Annotated in this window: 16 protein-coding genes; 9 read left to right on the top strand and 7 right to left on the bottom strand. The window is 38.4% G+C overall.

Features of this window, described 5'->3' with window-relative positions; genetic code table 11:
- The first annotated feature begins 15 nt into the window (after positions 1–15).
- The gene (topA, locus tag B1C82_RS05440) at positions 16–1,860 is read left to right on the top strand and encodes a type I DNA topoisomerase (protein ID WP_086446588.1); all 1,845 of its coding nucleotides are present in this window, start codon (positions 16–18) and stop codon (positions 1,858–1,860) included.
- Here the strand turns inward: topA and B1C82_RS05435 are convergent, their stop codons facing one another.
- Positions 1,861–2,661: an ABC transporter ATP-binding protein gene (locus B1C82_RS05435; protein WP_086446587.1), complete on the bottom strand. Its 801-nt coding sequence runs from the start codon at positions 2,659–2,661 to the stop codon at positions 1,861–1,863.
- Entirely contained in the window at positions 2,648–4,129 is a 1,482-nt protein-coding gene (locus B1C82_RS05430; protein WP_086446586.1) for an HDOD domain-containing protein, read from the bottom strand. Before B1C82_RS05430 ends, B1C82_RS05435 begins: the two co-directional genes overlap by 14 nt.
- Positions 4,130–4,243: 114 nt before the next feature.
- Between B1C82_RS05430 and B1C82_RS05425 the strand changes: the two genes are divergently transcribed.
- Positions 4,244–4,531: a hypothetical protein gene (locus tag B1C82_RS05425; protein WP_086446585.1), complete on the top strand. Its 288-nt coding sequence runs from the start codon at positions 4,244–4,246 to the stop codon at positions 4,529–4,531.
- Between the two features lie 80 nt (positions 4,532–4,611).
- Complete coding sequence (locus tag B1C82_RS05420) at positions 4,612–4,854, top strand: hypothetical protein (protein WP_086446584.1); 243 nt, start codon at positions 4,612–4,614, stop codon at positions 4,852–4,854.
- A gap of 38 nt (positions 4,855–4,892) precedes the next feature.
- Here B1C82_RS05420 and B1C82_RS05415 read toward each other — a convergent pair whose 3' ends face one another.
- The 5 genes from B1C82_RS05415 to B1C82_RS05395 form a co-directional block, all read right to left on the bottom strand.
- Positions 4,893–5,096, bottom strand: coding sequence for a type II toxin-antitoxin system HicB family antitoxin (locus B1C82_RS05415; protein WP_234008433.1), 204 nt, complete (start codon positions 5,094–5,096; stop codon positions 4,893–4,895).
- A gap of 6 nt (positions 5,097–5,102) precedes the next feature.
- Positions 5,103–5,240, bottom strand: coding sequence for a type II toxin-antitoxin system HicA family toxin (locus tag B1C82_RS05410; protein WP_234008434.1), 138 nt, complete (start codon positions 5,238–5,240; stop codon positions 5,103–5,105).
- 253 nt (positions 5,241–5,493) lie between these two features.
- Entirely contained in the window at positions 5,494–6,342 is an 849-nt protein-coding gene (locus B1C82_RS05405) for a hypothetical protein (RefSeq protein WP_086446583.1), read from the bottom strand.
- A gap of 176 nt (positions 6,343–6,518) precedes the next feature.
- Positions 6,519–6,875 (bottom strand): aspartate 1-decarboxylase, encoded by a 357-nt coding sequence (gene panD, locus B1C82_RS05400; protein WP_008592788.1) that lies wholly within the window; start codon positions 6,873–6,875, stop codon positions 6,519–6,521.
- A gap of 6 nt (positions 6,876–6,881) precedes the next feature.
- A complete protein-coding gene (locus tag B1C82_RS05395) occupies positions 6,882–7,415 on the bottom strand; it encodes a type II toxin-antitoxin system antitoxin SocA domain-containing protein (RefSeq protein WP_086446582.1) in 534 nt (177 codons plus the stop codon).
- On the opposite strand from B1C82_RS05395, the gene lipB reads away from it, so the two are divergent.
- From lipB to B1C82_RS05365, 6 genes are read left to right on the top strand one after another with little or no spacing between them, the layout of a single operon-like run.
- Entirely contained in the window at positions 7,393–8,088 is a 696-nt protein-coding gene (gene lipB / locus B1C82_RS05390; RefSeq protein WP_086446581.1) for a lipoyl(octanoyl) transferase LipB, read from the top strand. The genes B1C82_RS05395 and lipB overlap by 23 nt on opposite strands.
- Positions 8,089–8,148: 60 nt before the next feature.
- The gene (locus B1C82_RS05385; protein WP_086446580.1) at positions 8,149–9,114 is read left to right on the top strand and encodes an LIC_12071 family protein; all 966 of its coding nucleotides are present in this window, start codon (positions 8,149–8,151) and stop codon (positions 9,112–9,114) included.
- Between the two features lie 6 nt (positions 9,115–9,120).
- A complete protein-coding gene (locus B1C82_RS05380; RefSeq protein WP_086446579.1) occupies positions 9,121–9,825 on the top strand; it encodes an STAS domain-containing protein in 705 nt (234 codons plus the stop codon).
- A gap of 37 nt (positions 9,826–9,862) precedes the next feature.
- Positions 9,863–11,452, top strand: a complete 1,590-nt coding sequence (gene murJ / locus B1C82_RS05375) for a murein biosynthesis integral membrane protein MurJ (protein WP_086446578.1) — start codon at positions 9,863–9,865, stop codon at positions 11,450–11,452.
- 20 nt (positions 11,453–11,472) lie between these two features.
- Complete coding sequence (locus tag B1C82_RS05370) at positions 11,473–11,694, top strand: DUF167 domain-containing protein (RefSeq protein ID WP_199775808.1); 222 nt, start codon at positions 11,473–11,475, stop codon at positions 11,692–11,694.
- Complete coding sequence (locus B1C82_RS05365) at positions 11,687–16,645, top strand: LA_1737 family protein (protein ID WP_086446576.1); 4,959 nt, start codon at positions 11,687–11,689, stop codon at positions 16,643–16,645. Before B1C82_RS05370 ends, B1C82_RS05365 begins: the two co-directional genes overlap by 8 nt.
- Positions 16,646–16,700: the final 55 nt, after the last annotated feature.

Here is a 16,700-nt window from a genome sequence, read left to right as displayed (position 1 = left end):
CCGGCCTGATCCCCAATGTCCGTCTTAATAATTGTAGAGTCTCCTACCAAAGTCAAAACTATCTCTTCCTATTTAGGAAAAGAATATAAGGTGCTCGCCACCTTCGGACATATTTTAGATCTTCCCCCAGATCGGATCGGGATCAAAATTGAAAAAGATTTTGAACCCGAATATGTTCCTCTTAAAGGAAAAAAGAAAGTCTTATCTTCTATTTTAAAGGAAGCGAAGTCTCATTCTTCTATACTCATCGCAACTGACCCAGACAGGGAAGGTGAATTTATAGGTTATATTCTGGCTCAAAAATTAGGGAAGAAGGCTAATATCTCCCGAATTCGATTCCAAGAAATCCAAAAGGACAAAATTTTACAGGCTATCGCAGAACCGGACAAGATCGATCTGGATCTGGTAGATTCTCAAAAGGCCAGAAGGATCTTAGATAGACTGATCGGATATAAGGTAAGTCCATTTCTATGGAGAGCGGTAAATGGAGAAGGTCTTTCCGCAGGAAGAGTGCAGTCGGTTGCATTAAAATGGATCTGCGAAAGAGAAGAGGAAATTCGAAGTTTTATCCCGGTTACTACATGGATAGTTTCTGCGACTGTGTTTTATGGAACTGGAGAAAACGAAAGGATCCTTTTTTATCCTCAAAAAGACAACTTCTTAACTCAAAGAGAAGCATCCGAATTCCTGGATTCTATATTAAAAAAATCAAAAGTATTAAAGATTGCAGAAAGAAAAGAAAAACTGGGGGAAACTTTGCCTCCACCACCTTTCACTACTGCAACTTTGCAGCAGGAAGCATTTAGGATCTTAAAATTTTCTGCATCCAAAACGATGAAGCTTGCTCAGGAACTATATGAGGGAACTGATCTGGGAAAAGGAAAATCCCAAGGATTGATCACTTATATGAGGACTGATTCGGTCCGGATTGGAGAAGCCGCGATTGATTCTATCCGTCGAAAGATCGCTTCAAAATTCGGGAATGAATTTGTATCAGATAAGGCCCAAACCTACAGAGTCAAAAAGACAAAAGGAAAATCACAGGATGCTCATGAAGCGATCCGTCCTGTGGATGTGTTTTTGGAGCCGTCCTTCATATTCGAAGTCGCCGATCGTCATTTAAGTAAGGATTCCAAAAAACTATATGAACTGATCTGGAAACGTACAATTGCTTCTCAAATGAAACCTGAAACTTGGAAAAGATTGGAGTTTCTGGCCAATGGAGGAGAGGAAGTTTGGAAAGGAGAGAAACTTTTTACTATAGATCCTGGTTATAAAAAGATCTATAATGTAAGCGCAGACATTTTTCCTACATGGAAAAAAGGAGAAATATTAACTCCAGATCCTTGGGAAATCCAAGAAAAAACTACAGAACCTACTCCTAGATACACAGAAGCAAGTCTTGTCTCCAAATTAGAAAAAGAAGGAATAGGCAGACCTTCTACCTTCGCTTCTATCCTGGAAACATTATACAAAAGAAAATATGTATATTCAGAAAAAGGAAAATTATACGCCGAGAGCTTAGGAGAAAGGGTAAACGCATTTTTACAGGCTGCATTTGCCGATTTATTCAGAGAAAAGTTCACTTCCGAAATGGAACAAAAATTGGATTCTATCGCTTCGGGAGAAGAAAATAGGTCCAAGGTTCTTTCCGAATTTTACTCTGTTTTAGATTCTCAATTAAAGAAAACGAATATAGCTGCTATTAGTAAGCAGTTAAAGGAAAAACCAAAAGCCCCGAAATACGGATTTTGTCCTGTATGCAAAGAAGGGGAGAGAGTAAAAAAGAAATCTTCCAAAAAGAAAGAATATTATATCTGCTCCCGCTTTCCTGCCTGCGACTACGCGGAGTATCTATAATTATTTTCTCTCAGTTACTGCGACCCAGGTGCCATTCCGATTTTCTGCCTCTACTTTGCGATCATATAGATCCGAAAGTCTTGCAGAAGTGAATGCCTCCTTGATCTCGCCTGAGAATAAAATTTTGCCCGATTTCAGAAGAGCTGCGTGTTCGTAAAATGGAGGGATCTCGTCGATCCTATGCGTGATATAAATAGAAGTGAAACTTCTATTCTTCTTATATTCATCTAAGAAATCTATGAATTCCTCTCTCGCTGTTAGATCCAATCCGGAGCAAGGCTCATCTAAGATCACAAATTCAGGAGAAGTGCACATTGCTCTTAAGAAAAGGATTTTCTTCTTCTCGCCAGAAGATAGAGTTCGGAATAATTGGTTTCTTTTAGCATCGAAACCGTTCTCTTCTAAAATCCGCTCTGCTTCTTTTTCTTCCCAAGCATTTGATTCTCTATAAAAACCTATGGTATGAAAAAAACCTGTAAGGAGTACATCGTAAACTGTAAGACTTTTTTGAAGTGCACTTTCTTGCTGAGAAGAATCCAAGATTCCAATCTTATTACGTAGGATCTGTAGCGGAGTTTCTCCGAAGGTTTCTCCGAAAAGATTGATCCTACCTGCAGTAGGCCAAACGGAACCATAGATCAAATTTACAAGTGTTGTCTTACCGGCCCCATTGCGGCCTAAAAGCACCCAATGTTCCCCAGAATTGATCTGGAAATCGATTCCATCTAGAATGGGAGTTCCAGATCTATAAAACTTAATTCCGTGTAAATTAAGCAGATTATTGGATTCAGTTTTCTTCATTCGCGATCTCGTAGGCCTTTGCTAATTTTTCGCAGGTCTCTTCGAATTTTGCCTTATCATCTAACTGGAATTTTTTTAGTATACTCGAGTCAGCTGCATAGTAGCTGGTCTTCTTATCCAGATAATCACACATCATATTTGCTACGTATACAGAATCAACTAAATCCGTATAAATCGTGTTAGTCGCCATGAATGCTCTATGATGAAATTCGATCATATGTACTAGGTCTGGAGGAAAATCCCATTTTCTGGCAAGCATTGCCCCTAAAGTGGGATGAGAAATACCTGTGGAAATTTCTTCTAAGATTGTGGAATTGGATAGGTCCCTATGCTTTTGGTAAGATGCCAAACGTTTGAATAATGTAGGGTCCAATGAAAGCAATATGAATTTTCCCAAATCATGGAGTAAGGCGCCTACTGCAGCGATATCGGAAAGTTTTCCAAGTCCCGCTCTTTGAGAAACCTGCCTAGCGAAAAAACTCGCCAGGTTGGAATGATTCCATACTTCTTGAAGTTTGGAATATCTTCCTTCCATGATCTTTCGTACGCCTGATACATACAAAAGATTTCGGACGTTCTTCAGTCCCACAACCTTAACAGCTTGGACGATGGTATTTACTTTATTCCTACTCGCGAAACCTGCTGAGTTAGAAAGTTTAAGAAGATCCGCACTGATTGCAGGATTTCTTTCTATCTCGTTTGCGATTACACCTAAATCCGAGTCAGGATTATTACAAAGATTTATGATCCTTGTAAGAGTATGAGGAAGTGGGGGAAGGCCTTCTACTTCTGTAAGGATTCTGTCCTTGAGTTTGGTAGCAACTTCCAAAGGAACGATTTGTTTAGGGATCACTAAGGTTGCTCTGGTGATCTTTCCGTCGGTCTCTATCTTAAATTTATCAGAACCGATACCGGAGTTTTTTAGTAATAACTGTATGAGTACAAGTCCAAGGCCTGCACTTTCTTGGCTGTCCGCCATAGAAAGAAATGCATCGGATAGATCATTGAACTTACTTGCGGATTCTAATCTTGCTTTGATCCTTTCGGACTCTTGGGGAAGAAGTGCCGAATCATTCTCGATCAAGAAGATCAAATTCTGGTTCATGATCTTTGCACGAAGACGAACAGATAAATTGGAACCTTTGAGTACTTTTTCCTGTTCATCCCATTTATGAATGATCTCTTCTAAAAAACGTTTCATCCCTTTATTATAATGAGATGCTTCGTTGATGTTTAACCCTTCGGTTAGGAAAAAAAGCCTCTTCGCATTGGCCTTATTCGCATTCATCAGAAGTTCTTTCAGAATGGTGGAAACCACTTCCGTAAGAAATAATCTGTCCAGATTTCCTAAAACCTGAAGTAGCAGAAGGTAAATCTGCTGGTGGTCCTCGTCTGAAATAAATCGATATTCCAGTTCGATATCTTTCCCAGAGACTAGGGTTTCCGTGAGTTCTGTAGGATTTAGCATTCCCTCAAATTTGGGTCTAAACTCCCTTGTCGCAAGAAAAAAAATGCGCTCCATTCTTCGGATTGGGCACCTGTTTGTCCGGGGAAAACCTAAAATATCATATGGGGGCCGGAAATGGAGAAGGAGCCAAAAAATTCAGAACAAGGATCCGAAAAAATCGGCGAGGATTTGCAGGAAGAACTCAGATTTTTTCTGGAAAATCGATTGGATGGACTTTTGGACGAGGCGGAGAAGTTCAGACAGACCAAACAATCTTTCAGAAAGACCAGGTCTAAGTTTTTGAGAAAGGAGTCCAATCCTGAAAAAAACCAGGGATTTTTGACTTTTCTCTATTCCATTTCGAACCAGCGAGAGGAGAATAGAGAGGAGCCAGAGTCTAAAGTATCAGGGGATGAGTCTTAGAATTAGGGCAACCCTAGATTATTTTCTCATTAGCTAAATAAAGATGGACATTTGGATGGAAAGAATCATGGTAGAGGCGAATGGATAGCAACTTCTTCTTCGAAGAGGCTCCTGAGGACTCGGAGAGTCGAGATATCTTAGATATCATGGACTCCTACCGTTACATGAATTCCTCTTACTTTTTCGATTTTATATCGGATGGAAGATGGGATCATGGAAAAGGTTGGGTGGAAAAAAACATCGACCGAGGACTTTGGACCACAAGATTCGTTCCGGGCAGTATAGATCGTTACCGTCGACCACAATCCGGTCAAAATCCCTAAGCACAAAAAAAGGACCCACACTTTTGGGTCCTTTTTTATTATATGGATACAAGTGTCACTCTTGAGGGGGCGGGAATCGGTTCTCCCTCTTTTCTCAATCCATCTAAATGAAACTCAATTGCTTCTTTGATTAGTTTTGTAACTTCTTCTTCTGTTTTCCCGACTGCAACGCAACCAGGTAGATCCGGAACATAGGCTCCGAAACTTGTAGGGCCTTTTTCTATAATAACTGGATATTCCATAAATGATTACTTTAGACCTGATTGTTTCAAGATACTATTCAAAGTTCCAGGAGGAATATCCGCATTTGGTTTACCGGCTACAGTTACTCTTCCGGGTTTCTGAGGATGTTTAAATTGTTTATGGCTTCCAGTTTGGTTTACCAAATACCAACCATCCGCTCTCTAGGATTCTGATTATTTCCTTTATTTTCATAATCTCAAATCATTTTTACAAGTATTTGTCTTAGATGGATCTTTTTCTTTTGATAGTTTTGCTGAGCGATTCTGCCCAACTTCATATTTTGCCCTTATATTTGTAAATTAAATGAGCTGAAACTATGCGGAAAGTTGATTCCAATAAAAAAGGACCCTTTCGGATCCTTCTTTCATACTGAGGTTGGTTAATAAGGGATAAGTCTTAGTTCACCAATTTCAACCCATTGATATCTATGATCTTACGATAGACTAGTTTGTTCTTCTCTTTTTGAGGGTTGAAGATCAGAACCACAACCTTATTAAAAGTAAAATATCCAGGACGATACTCTGTGTAGTGGTGTGAGAAGATCGTGGATTTGTACTTAGCATTGTATACGGTATAAGTGTGTTTGCTTAAAGTGTCATGTTTCTGTTTTTGTAGATCCTCAGCTGTTTGAGGAACGAAGTTGCTGATCAGAACTTTGTCTTTTGCAGGACCTTCTTCTCCGTAAAGAACGATAGGAAGAGCATCTTTAGGGTTATTAGTAAGATAATGAACTAGAGTGTCTAGATTCGGATTAGGGAATTTTACTTTTTCTCCTCTCGCGATCTTTTCGTCGTAGCTCTTCTTCACTTCACCGTATTTTTTCTCGCCCCAAACATTTTTGCTGTCTAGCTTTACTGGAACCAGGTTCTGGAAGTTAACTACCTTAGTCTGTTCTTCTACGTCATACTGTCTCCATTTAGGGAATGGAACCAGTTCTCTGCGATCGTCCACTTTAGAAAGAGGAGTTTCGTTTACCGCTAAAATATAAATGGAGAAGTTTGCAGCGTCGAAGTCTCTGTTTTCGAGCTCTACCATTACGTCCATGAACTCGCCTTTTCCGTTATCTGCATGTCTACGGAAGAAGGAAACTTCTTTGACTAAGAGTCTATCGTCGTAATACGCGAGCGGATAAAATTCCACTCCTTCGGAACCTTTACTTTCCTTCTCTGCATTGTTTTGGCCGGAAACGCCATTTCCCAAAATTAAGAATAATAGGATAAAAGAAAATTTTGCGACGGATTTCATGCGATTTATTGTCCCAGTACGGTTCTTCATATTGAATATCGACTTCTAAGCCCCGAAACTTAGCCGTTCCTTCTCCTTTTTCCTTAAAAAAATGAGAAGAATTCCGTTTAGGGCGGAAAACGGATCGATTCTATCCGGGTTATAGATTTAGTCCAGCGGATTTAAAGCCTAAGGATTTAGGCTTTTTTGATATGGTTTTTGTCGTCTACGAGAACGACTTGGGGTTTATAACCTTTTGGCAGGTCTTTTTCTTCCAGGGAGCCATAGGAGATAATTATTACCTTGTCTCCTTTCATTCCGAGACGGGCAGCAGCTCCGTTTAAGCAGATCTCTCCAGAACCTCTTTTGCCTTCGATCAGATATGTCTCGAATCTGGATCCATTGTTTACATTCACAACGGAAACTTTTTCATAAGGAAACATTCCAGCGGCATCTACCAAATCCATATCTACCGTCAGGCTTCCCTCATAATTGAGGTCAGCATCGGTTACCGTGGCTCTATGGATTTTACCTTTACAAACAGTGATGAGCATTCGTGTTTACTCGCTAAAAAGTACCTTAAATATTTTGCCTGAGATATTCAAAAGCGTTTTTCTCTTAAAGAAATGGATTTTAGTGTTAATAGTTTCTTTGCTAAACTTAATTTCCGAGAAAAGAGGAGTGATCACGTAATTTTCATATAAATTCGGATACACTCTATTTTCGTCGTAAACACTTCCTTTGAAATTTTCCAGGACCTTGCGAAGGATTCTTTTTTCCTGACGATTCAGGTCAATTTCGTCCTCATGTTCAGTTCCTACCCAAGTTAACAGATAACCAGAGATCCCGGTCTCAGTCAATTTTGGGGTCACATCTATTAGACTATTTTCTTTCAGGTGAAGAAGTGCCTGATTCAGTTCCATCGGATAAGGAGAATCTTCCAAATGGATGTATTTTTGCTGAGTAATTACTTTGGCGTATTTCTGAAAGAATACTCCGTCAGAAAGATAGACCAGTTTTGCAAGTTCCTGACGGTTTCTTCCTCGCGGAGATCTTTGGAGTATAAAGGAGATGACTTCGAGCAGCTTTTCCATAAATAATACGAGTGTGCAGGCTTTTTCCCTGAAAAATCCCCTTCCTTACGAAGATTACGTCCGCTTCCAGGAAAAGTCCCGGGAAAATCGAAGGGAATCGATTCTATTTTTGGAACACCCTCTTACGATAACCGGGGGGATCAATTATAATATCGACAATCTTCTCCGAAATGAGGACTTCCTTTCCGAACATGGAATCTCTCTCCAATACATAAAAAGAGGAGGGGATTATACCGCTCATGAGCCCGGACAGATCGTTACCTATATACATTTGGACTTAAAAAATAGAGAAATTTCCATCTCAGAATTTTTGGATCAAGTCCTTGAATCTGCAATTTATTCCACAAAGAAAGTTTGGGACTTGGATCTTGTAAAAAATCCGAATGCTCCAGGGCTTTATCTTTCCACTTCTCCCAATCGTAAAATTCTTTCCATGGGAGTTTTGTTCAAGTCCTGGTTTACTAGTTACGGGATCGCTATAAATGTTTCTAATGATTTTTCAGCCTTCCAGTGCATTCATCCTTGCGGGCAGGACTGGAAATCGATGATCTCTATCTCCCAACTGGGACTTTCTAGTGGAAAAGATAAGAAGAAGGAATGGATCCAAGCTTTTCAGTCCAAATTTCTGGAAAATTTAAAGCCGATTCGAGACAAGATCAGCACCGAAAATTGATTTTTATTCTTTAGAAAAAAGCCGAAATCGGCCGATTTTTAAAAGAAGAGAGGTTCTCAGGTGCAAATTTTCAAACATATATTATTTTTCATTTTAGCACTATTAATTTGCGAAGGGATTGCTGCCGGAGCCTCTGCATGGTCCTTCTTGGAATCTTCTCTTGCATCCTTTGAGCAGATCAAAAATCTTTCTGACCAAAGAGCAAGAGATACAATTGGAGCTATCTCTAAGTCCAGCGAAGGGAAATTAAGCAAAGATAGATTGGAAGATCTGAATTTTGCATTCACGAGACTTGTTAAAGTGACTTCAGGAGATAAAGAAGGATTTATCATTTCGGAGATCAGTATGACAGATGACTCTGGAGTAGTTCTTGCATCATCTAACGAAGACTACGTGTCCGAACCAAGAGCTAAAAGAAAGCCTGAACCTAAGTTTTTATCTACAAACTACACTGCTGCTCATCATTTGAGGAAATGGCAAATTGGAACTCCAATCTTATTGGGAGACAAGAATACATTCCAGAATGATAAACTGATGCAGATCGTTTCTCCTTATTTCCCTGAAATTTCTGTACCAAGTGTTCTTCTTTCTATGGCAGTGTATCATCCTGAGAAATTGGAACGAGTAGCTTCTCTTCATATGAAATATGAAAGAGGGAATTTTGCACATTTTGTAAAAATCCAGACAGAACTATTTTGGTGGATTCTGCAGAATAACGCTATTATCGCTCTTATCTGCGCTCTTATATTAGGATTTGCTCATTTGCTCGTTAAAAGTGTTCGCACATCTTTTACTCAAGATGGAAAATATATTGCGGATCCTTCTTCTCCTCCTTTATGGGAGAAGGTTGACTTTGCACAAACCCAAGGACCTATTCGTTGGAGAGAAAATGCACCTCCTTCTTACCAACAGCCTGCACCTGCAAGTATAGAGAGAAATATTCCTGTATCGCCTGTGGCTTCTTCTCCCGCACAAGCAGTCAATCGAGAGAAAGCGGAAATTATAGACGCTATTTATCTAGGATAAACTTTTTTGGAAATTCATACTACAAAACTAGGGCATATATTGAAGGTAACTCCGAAAGGGGTTCTTGATTCCTATTCCGCATTCGACCTAGTACGATTTATTAAAACTCGCTGGGAAGAAGGGGAAAGACTTGTATTAGTCAATTCTCGCTTTGTGGAATATATAGAAGAGGATGGTATTTCTGCGCTTGTAGAATTAAAAAACTTCTTCGAAAAGTTCGGCGGCAATATTGCATTCAGCGATTGGAATGAAGAAGGTTTACTGGTTTTAGGATTATTCGGTTTGAATAAGAGTTCTAACTTTTTTACTCATGAAAAAGAAGCAGAAGTATGGCTTTCTTCTTTGAAGATCGAGGATAGAAGGACTCTCGCTGAAAAATCGGAAAATATTTCTTCTCTTAGACAAACAAAACCGATCCAGTTTTATTCTAGTCCTTCTTCTTCCTTAACTAAATCGGACGTGTATGTTCCTGAGATCAGCACTGTTCCAATCCCCGGACAAGAACCAGTGGAGAAGACTAAAATTGGAAAAGATCTGGATCATTCTTTGGAGCAAGCTCGTAATATCCAAGAAAGAGTCTTATATTGTGAATCTTGTAGAGCAAGGCTTAGGATCAAGACCTTAGGTCGTCACCAATGTCCTAATTGTGGAATTCAGTTTGACGTGAGTCGCACCGGTGGAGTTCGCTACTTGGAGAAACTATTAGGTTAGTTTCAGTTCGCCGGAAACACCGACCACGTAGGATCTCTTGTCCCAAGCAGCCAGAAGAAGTTTCGCTCTTTCTTTTTACACACTCATTTCCAGAATTTTAGGGGTGTTCCGAGACCATTTTATGGCCGTGTCTTTCGGGACAGGAACAGTCGCCTCCGCATTTTCTGTAGCATATAGATTACCGAATATGTTCCGAAATTTACTCGCGGAAGGAACTCTTTCCCAATCCTTCATGCCATTATATTCGGATGCGGAGAAGGATGGAGTAATTGCAGCTCGAAAGATGAGCGGAGCTGTATTAAGTTTTCTTTTCGTAATCCTTCTAAGTTTTGTAGTAATCGTTTTTACATTTTCTCCTTTTGCTCTTCCGATCCTCGTTGGTGGAACTGCAGAATATTCTGGGCTTGTAGTAGAACTTACCTATATTCTATTTTTCTTAATTGTCACGGCAAGTTTGTCTTCGATCTATATGGCGATCTCTAACGTCAAAAATAGATTTTTTGTTCCTTCTCTTTCTCCTATCATCCTGAACCTAAGTTACCTTACTATATTTCTGGGAATTTTCCCTTTTGTAGATTGGGAACTTCTGACCAAGGTTAGGGTTCTTTGTTTCGGAATTGTGGGGGGAGGAATTATCCAGTTGGGTGTCCAGGCATGGTATGTTTCTAAAAATGGAGAAGGCCCAATATTCTCCTGGAATTATAAACATCCTGCTATTTCAAAAATATTTAAATTAATGTTACCTGCTGCGGTCGGAGGAGGTTTTTACCAACTCGGCCTTTTAGTGGATATATTTTTAGCAAACTATGTGCAAAATACGAATCCTGGTTTAGGTGCAGTTGTTAGTTTGGATTATGCGCAAAGATTAGTACAACTCCCGACCGGAATTATAGGTGTTGCGCTTGCTACTACAACTTTGCCTGCGTTACTTTCATCCTTAAAGCAGGATAAACATTCTGAAGTTCCTAAAGAAATGTTAGGAGTATTAGGATTTGCAGGATTTCTAACTGCACCAGCAGCTCTAGGCATTGGTATCTTGGCGGGTCCAATCTTGGATTCCATTTATTACGGCGGAAGATGGGATCATATTGCTACTGAAACTACTATCTTACCGTTGGTATTTTATTCTGTTGCTGTCCCATTCTATAGCATGAATAAGGTTTTGATCTCTACTTATTACGCATTCCAAGATACAAAAACTCCTTTGAGAGTACAAGCATTCACCTTTGCTCTGAACTTGACATTGAATTTTTCTTTGATCCTTTTCCTAAAACATTCAGCAATTGCTTTGTCTTCTGCTGTATCAACCGTGGTGACATGGACCTTGCTCTCTAATTATTTAAAAAAGCACGATGTCGCTTTTCCCTGGAAGGGTTTTCTATTAAAAATTGCAAAATTGGTCCTGCCACTTTTAGCGATGGCGGCATTTTTATTTTTCTACAGGGAAATGATCCATCCTGAAGCCTTAGGGTTCCTCTCCGAAAAAGGTTTAAGTTATGCGAATTCTTCCAGGATTTCTCTTTGCGCAGCTGTCCTCCCCGGTATGGCAATTTTTTTCCTAGTCAGTCTGTTTTTAGGTATAGAAGAGATAAGGTTAATAGCTGGAAAAATATTTCGTAAGAAGTAATTTTGCCCGGAAGATCCGCGGTGAAAATTCAGGTCAGGGTAAAACCGAATTCTAAAAAGCCGTCTTTGATTAAGTCAGAGGATGGTGTTTGGATCGTTGCAGTAAAGGAGCCTGCTACCGAAGGTAAGGCGAATGATGCAGTGGTTAGAGCCGTCGCAGAAGAATTGGGCCTGGCTCCTTCTAAGGTCAAAATCCTCAGGGGAGAAAAGAGTAAATTAAAACTTTTGGAAGTTTATGATTAGGAATTTTTTCAAAAATTTTCTTCCCAAAATCGGAAGCGCCATTTTCTCTTTTACGGTCCTTCTTGTCTGTTTTTCTTCCGATGTCCAAGCAACTGATTATTTCGACACTCTCACTTCTGAAAAAAAACCTATATTAGGAAGTGATAAAGAAGATAAATATAGATTTAGGCTACCTCCTTTTGCCAGTGAAGAATATTGGGGACCACATTATTCCTTAAATATACTTGTACTTTATACCCGCACGAATTACCCTAAGTTTACTCAGACCAGTTTTTTCCCGCTTATTGATCATTTGTCTGCTAAGGAGAATGAGTCCTTTAGATCTTATTTTTTTCCGCTGTATTATGCCCAGCGCATCCAGAACCCTCAATCAGATTCCGGTGTAAACTTTTCCTTATTCCACTATAACTCTTACGAATCCAGAGGAGAAAAATTTTCGGAAAGTTGGGTATCTTTTCCGTCCTTTCTTCCTTTGTTTGGAAGAAGTAAAACAATTGAAAGTGGTAAGGAAGAATCATTTTATTTTGCGGTTCCATTCTTATTTTTTAGGAATAGAACAAATGGAGACGATTGGAATCATTTTATGATCTTCCATTGGGGAGAAGATAAGGAATCTTCTTATGGTTCCATTCTTCCTTTGGTATACTGGGGCTCCGGTAAAAGAAAATTCAATTTCACTTTTTTTCCTATATTCTTCTATAATACATTATATAATTCTTATTCTGATAAAGAAGATTTTAATTTTACCATCTTCCCTTTATTCTCTTATAATTCCTGGAATTCTGGCCAGGAAGGATCTTTTTTTACTCCGCTTTTTGGACAAACATGGAAGGAAACCCCTCAATTGGGAGGAGGTGGAAAAGAAGAGACAAAATTTTCCTATTACTTAGCCTTCTTCTTGGATCGAAATTATCATAATGGTGAATTGCAAAATTATACTGCGAATATCCCGATCGTTTTTAATAGAAAATGGGAAAAGGGAGGGAAGTCCGATACAAATGTATTATTGATCAGTGGTTGGAATTCCAACGAGAAGGGAGATTATTCTTCTTCTTATTTATTTCCTCTGATGTTCCATAAGAAAAATGAATATCTTTATTTATTCCCGGCCTATTTTGATAATGGAACGGAAAAATTCGGTTTATTACCACTTCCTTTCTATTATAGCAGGACCGCAACAGATCTAGATCTTTATGCTTTAAATTTTTATTATACGAAAAATTGGAACGGGTCTTCTAAATTTTTATTTTTTCCGCTCTATTTTCATTCCTTTAAACCTGATGAATCAAAAGTAATCACTCCGATTTCTTATTATTCTTCGGATGCATCTGGATATAGAATCCTATTTCCGCTTTTTTATAGAAATAAGGAAAAGGAAGCCTCACAGAATTATTTTATCAATACCTACCTTTCTTGGGATGAACAAGGAAAATTTCAGCGAGGATCTTTCTTCCCTTTTTGGTACTATAAGTCAGATGAATATTTTCATTTTATTCCATTATGGGCCAAAGGAAACCAAACTGGCAACGAATACACTTGGATCATTCCATTGTTCACTTATTGGAATAAAACAAGAACTTGGGTAGGCCCATTTTATTCCAGGAAGAGTGAGGTTGGTGATCAGTACCAAAGATGGGTTTTATTTCCGTTTTGGTATTTCTATCGGGATTCTTGGGCCGGATATAAATCTGAAAGTTATACTCTACTTCCAATCTTTCAATGGAACGAGACTTCTGATTATAAGGAACTCATTACTCCATTATCTTACTCTAAGGAGTATAAGACAAAGTTTGAAAAATACTCATTGGTCACTTTGTATGAAAGATATGATACGGACCAAGAATCAAGAAGAAGGATTTACCCATTCTATTTTTCAAATAGCACAAATGAATATTCTTATTGGAATGTTCTCGGTCTTGTGGGCAGAGGATTTGACAAGGCGGGGGATGCAAAATATACCTACGCGTTTCCGTTCTATTTTTATAAACGGGATAGCTTTCGTTTAGTTCTGCCTTTCTATTTCCGCTTTGGAAAAGATTATGATATTTATACACATTTTGGTCTTTTTCATTATTGGAACCGTTCAGAAGATAAAAATAATACTTGGATCTGGCCTCTATTATGGTTTTCGAATGTAGATAAGGTTCGTAAGGAGGAATTCTCAACTTGGTTCCCTCTCTATTGGAATTGGAGTAATTCCCGAAGTAAGGGAGATATGTTCCTTCCTCTCTGGTTAAACTATTATGAGGCTGATAAAACTTTAGAGTTGAAATTAGCTTATTCTTCTTCTAAAACTTTGGGAAGTTTTTCTGGCACTGCCGGAGTTGGTTCTACTGAAAAAGATTATTATCTGGATGCGGATGTTTCTTTATTCTATAGTTTATTTAGCATTTCTACAAGAACTTCAGTAAACAAAGAAGAATTACAATTTTGGAAGGAAAATCACCCTAGTGAATTATCCTCTTCCAATTTGCCTGTTGAGAATATTTCTGCTAAAAATTCTCAAGATGAAAAAGAAGGTCTGGGGCAGTATAATAGATTAACTCGAGAGAAAGTTCGTTCTTTCTGGGGAGTTAGCGCTCTATTCGGGATTTTCAGTTATGAGAGAGGAGACGATAGACGTCATTTTAGGCTTTTACCTTTAAGTTGGTTTTCTTGGTCTGAAAAAACTTCAGATAAAGTTTATGCCGCTCCTTTATTCTTTTGGAGTAGGATCGGAGACGAATCCTATTTTGTTCTTTTTCCATTTTATGGAAGGCAAGACCAAAAGGAAAATTTCCAAGAGTCCTATCTTCTTTTCGGTTTCCTAAGAGGAAAACAAGGAGAAGTGAGGGATTATTCGGTTCTTTGGCCAATCACACGTTTTTATTATTCTCCGGATTCTTGGGGATTTAGGATTTTCCCGTTAGTCGCTCATGACCAATCTAAGGATCATTCTCGCACAATTTCTCCTTTGTATTATAGAAAAAGGGTCGTAGAGGGAAATATTACCACCAGATCTTTTCATTCTTTACTTTTGCCTTTATTCCACTCTGGCTCTGAGTCAAGTCAAGATCAGGATCTATTCCAAGAGAAATCCTATAGTTTATTAATTCCTTTTTATTTGAGTTATGGTTCTAAACTTAAGGTCTCGTCTGAAGAAGCTTATGTTTCCAATTTTTATACTTTATTATCCGCTTATTCCAGTAAGAGGGAATTGAACGGAGAAGAATCCTCTTCTTTACTCACTCCATTTTATTATTATTCAAGATCTAAGAAAGCCACTGAAACTCAGGAACAAACCACTAAGGTAGACTTTTTGTTTTTCCCTACGATCTACTATAAACGAAACTCGACGGAAAATACACTTTTTATATTAGGATATTATAACGAATCTTCTCCGTCCGTTTCTAAAGGGAACTTTTTGGGGCTCGTTTCTTCATCTAAAGAAAAAAGTGGAGAAAGAACTTCGAGTCGCTTTCATATATTTCCTTTTTATTTTTCGGGTTCGGAGAAGGAAGGGGATAATATCGTAGAGAGTTATACAACTGTTCCAATTCTTTACTACGGTTATAAAAAGGGGAATGGTTCCGGATGGAATGTTTTAGGCTTATTAAACGGTTCAGGTTCCGATCAAGAGAGTTCATTTGCGATCTATCCTTTTTATTCTAATAAGGAAAGGAATGTCCCGAATCTTTTTAAAGAAAGGGTTACCTGGGGAATTTTATTTTATTCCGATAGAACTGAATTCCAAGAAGGAAGTTGGAATTCCTTCAATGCGAATCCAATTGGGATTTTTTCGACTTCCGGAAGTAAAACTCTGGAAACTAGTTCTTCTTTTTACTTTCTACCTATCCCTCTTTTATTCACATATTCCGAAAAGCAGAACATGGAATATCGTGAATATTTCAAGAGAGACGTAACATTCTTAAAACTGATCGATTATTCTAAATACGAATCCGTTTCATCTAAGGAAGGAAGTACCGATAAGGTTGTAGATCAGTGGAGGGATTTTAATGCATTCTTCCTTTTTTCAAATACATTGCATACTGTTAAGGATCTTAAAAAAGAAGAAACGACTAGTATATATTTCAAATCGTATCTTTTTCCTATATATAGATTTGAATCGGAGAATGATCCGTTTAAAAAAGAAAAACATTTAAACTTTTTGTTAATTACTGATTATAAATCCGGAAATTCGGGTTTAGAAAGATTAGTAATCGGTCCCGCTTTTTATTTGGACAATCCGGAACGTACTGCTTATGGTTTGGCTCCTCTTGCATTTTATAGGAAAAGTAAAGAATCTAGGTTCTGGTTTGCATTAGGATTTTATAATTATAAGGACAGTGAGTGGGATCGGTGGGGGTTTGCAGGGATTTTTGATACTAACTACGAATCTTACCAAAAAAGGAGAAATTTAAATTTATTCTTAGGTTTGATCCATACTGAATCGGAAGAACAAAGAACAAGATTCGCGGTTTTAGGAGGATTGATCTTCGGCCTTGAAAGACGTCCTGATTACTCGGATACAAATTTCCTTTGGATGCGTCTGAAATCCACTCCTGGAGAAACTCTGGCTAATTTCCTTCCTGTGTATTATTATCATTCGGATGCTGCAGGAACTGCGTCATTAATACCTCCAGTCCTGGGATATTTCTCTTCAGAAAAAGACGGAAGATTCGATATGCTTGGTTTAGGATTATTATATTATAGAAATCAAAAAATTTCCAAAGAAGAAGATCTGATGCTTGTGGGTCCCGGATTATTCTATTACAGACAATATGGAAATAATATGAACGGGTTACATGCGATGGGAATTTTAGCAATTCCTGGAATGGGAGGCCTTCTCTGGGATTGGGAATATGAAACCAAGACTAAATATAGCAAATATTCTATTCTGAATTTATTATATAGTCACACGATCACAAAAGACGGGAACGAGATAGATAGGGTTCTCGGGATCAAATTATAATAAAAAAGCCGAGGTGCAAAACCCCGGCTTTTTAACTTTTCCGAAAGGAAGAGCA

This window comes from Leptospira venezuelensis (genome assembly GCF_002150035.1).
GTDB lineage: Bacteria > Spirochaetota > Leptospiria > Leptospirales > Leptospiraceae > Leptospira_B > Leptospira_B venezuelensis.
The sequence above is the reverse complement of the archived record's forward strand: the minus strand, read 5'-3'. Positions and strand labels throughout refer to the sequence as shown.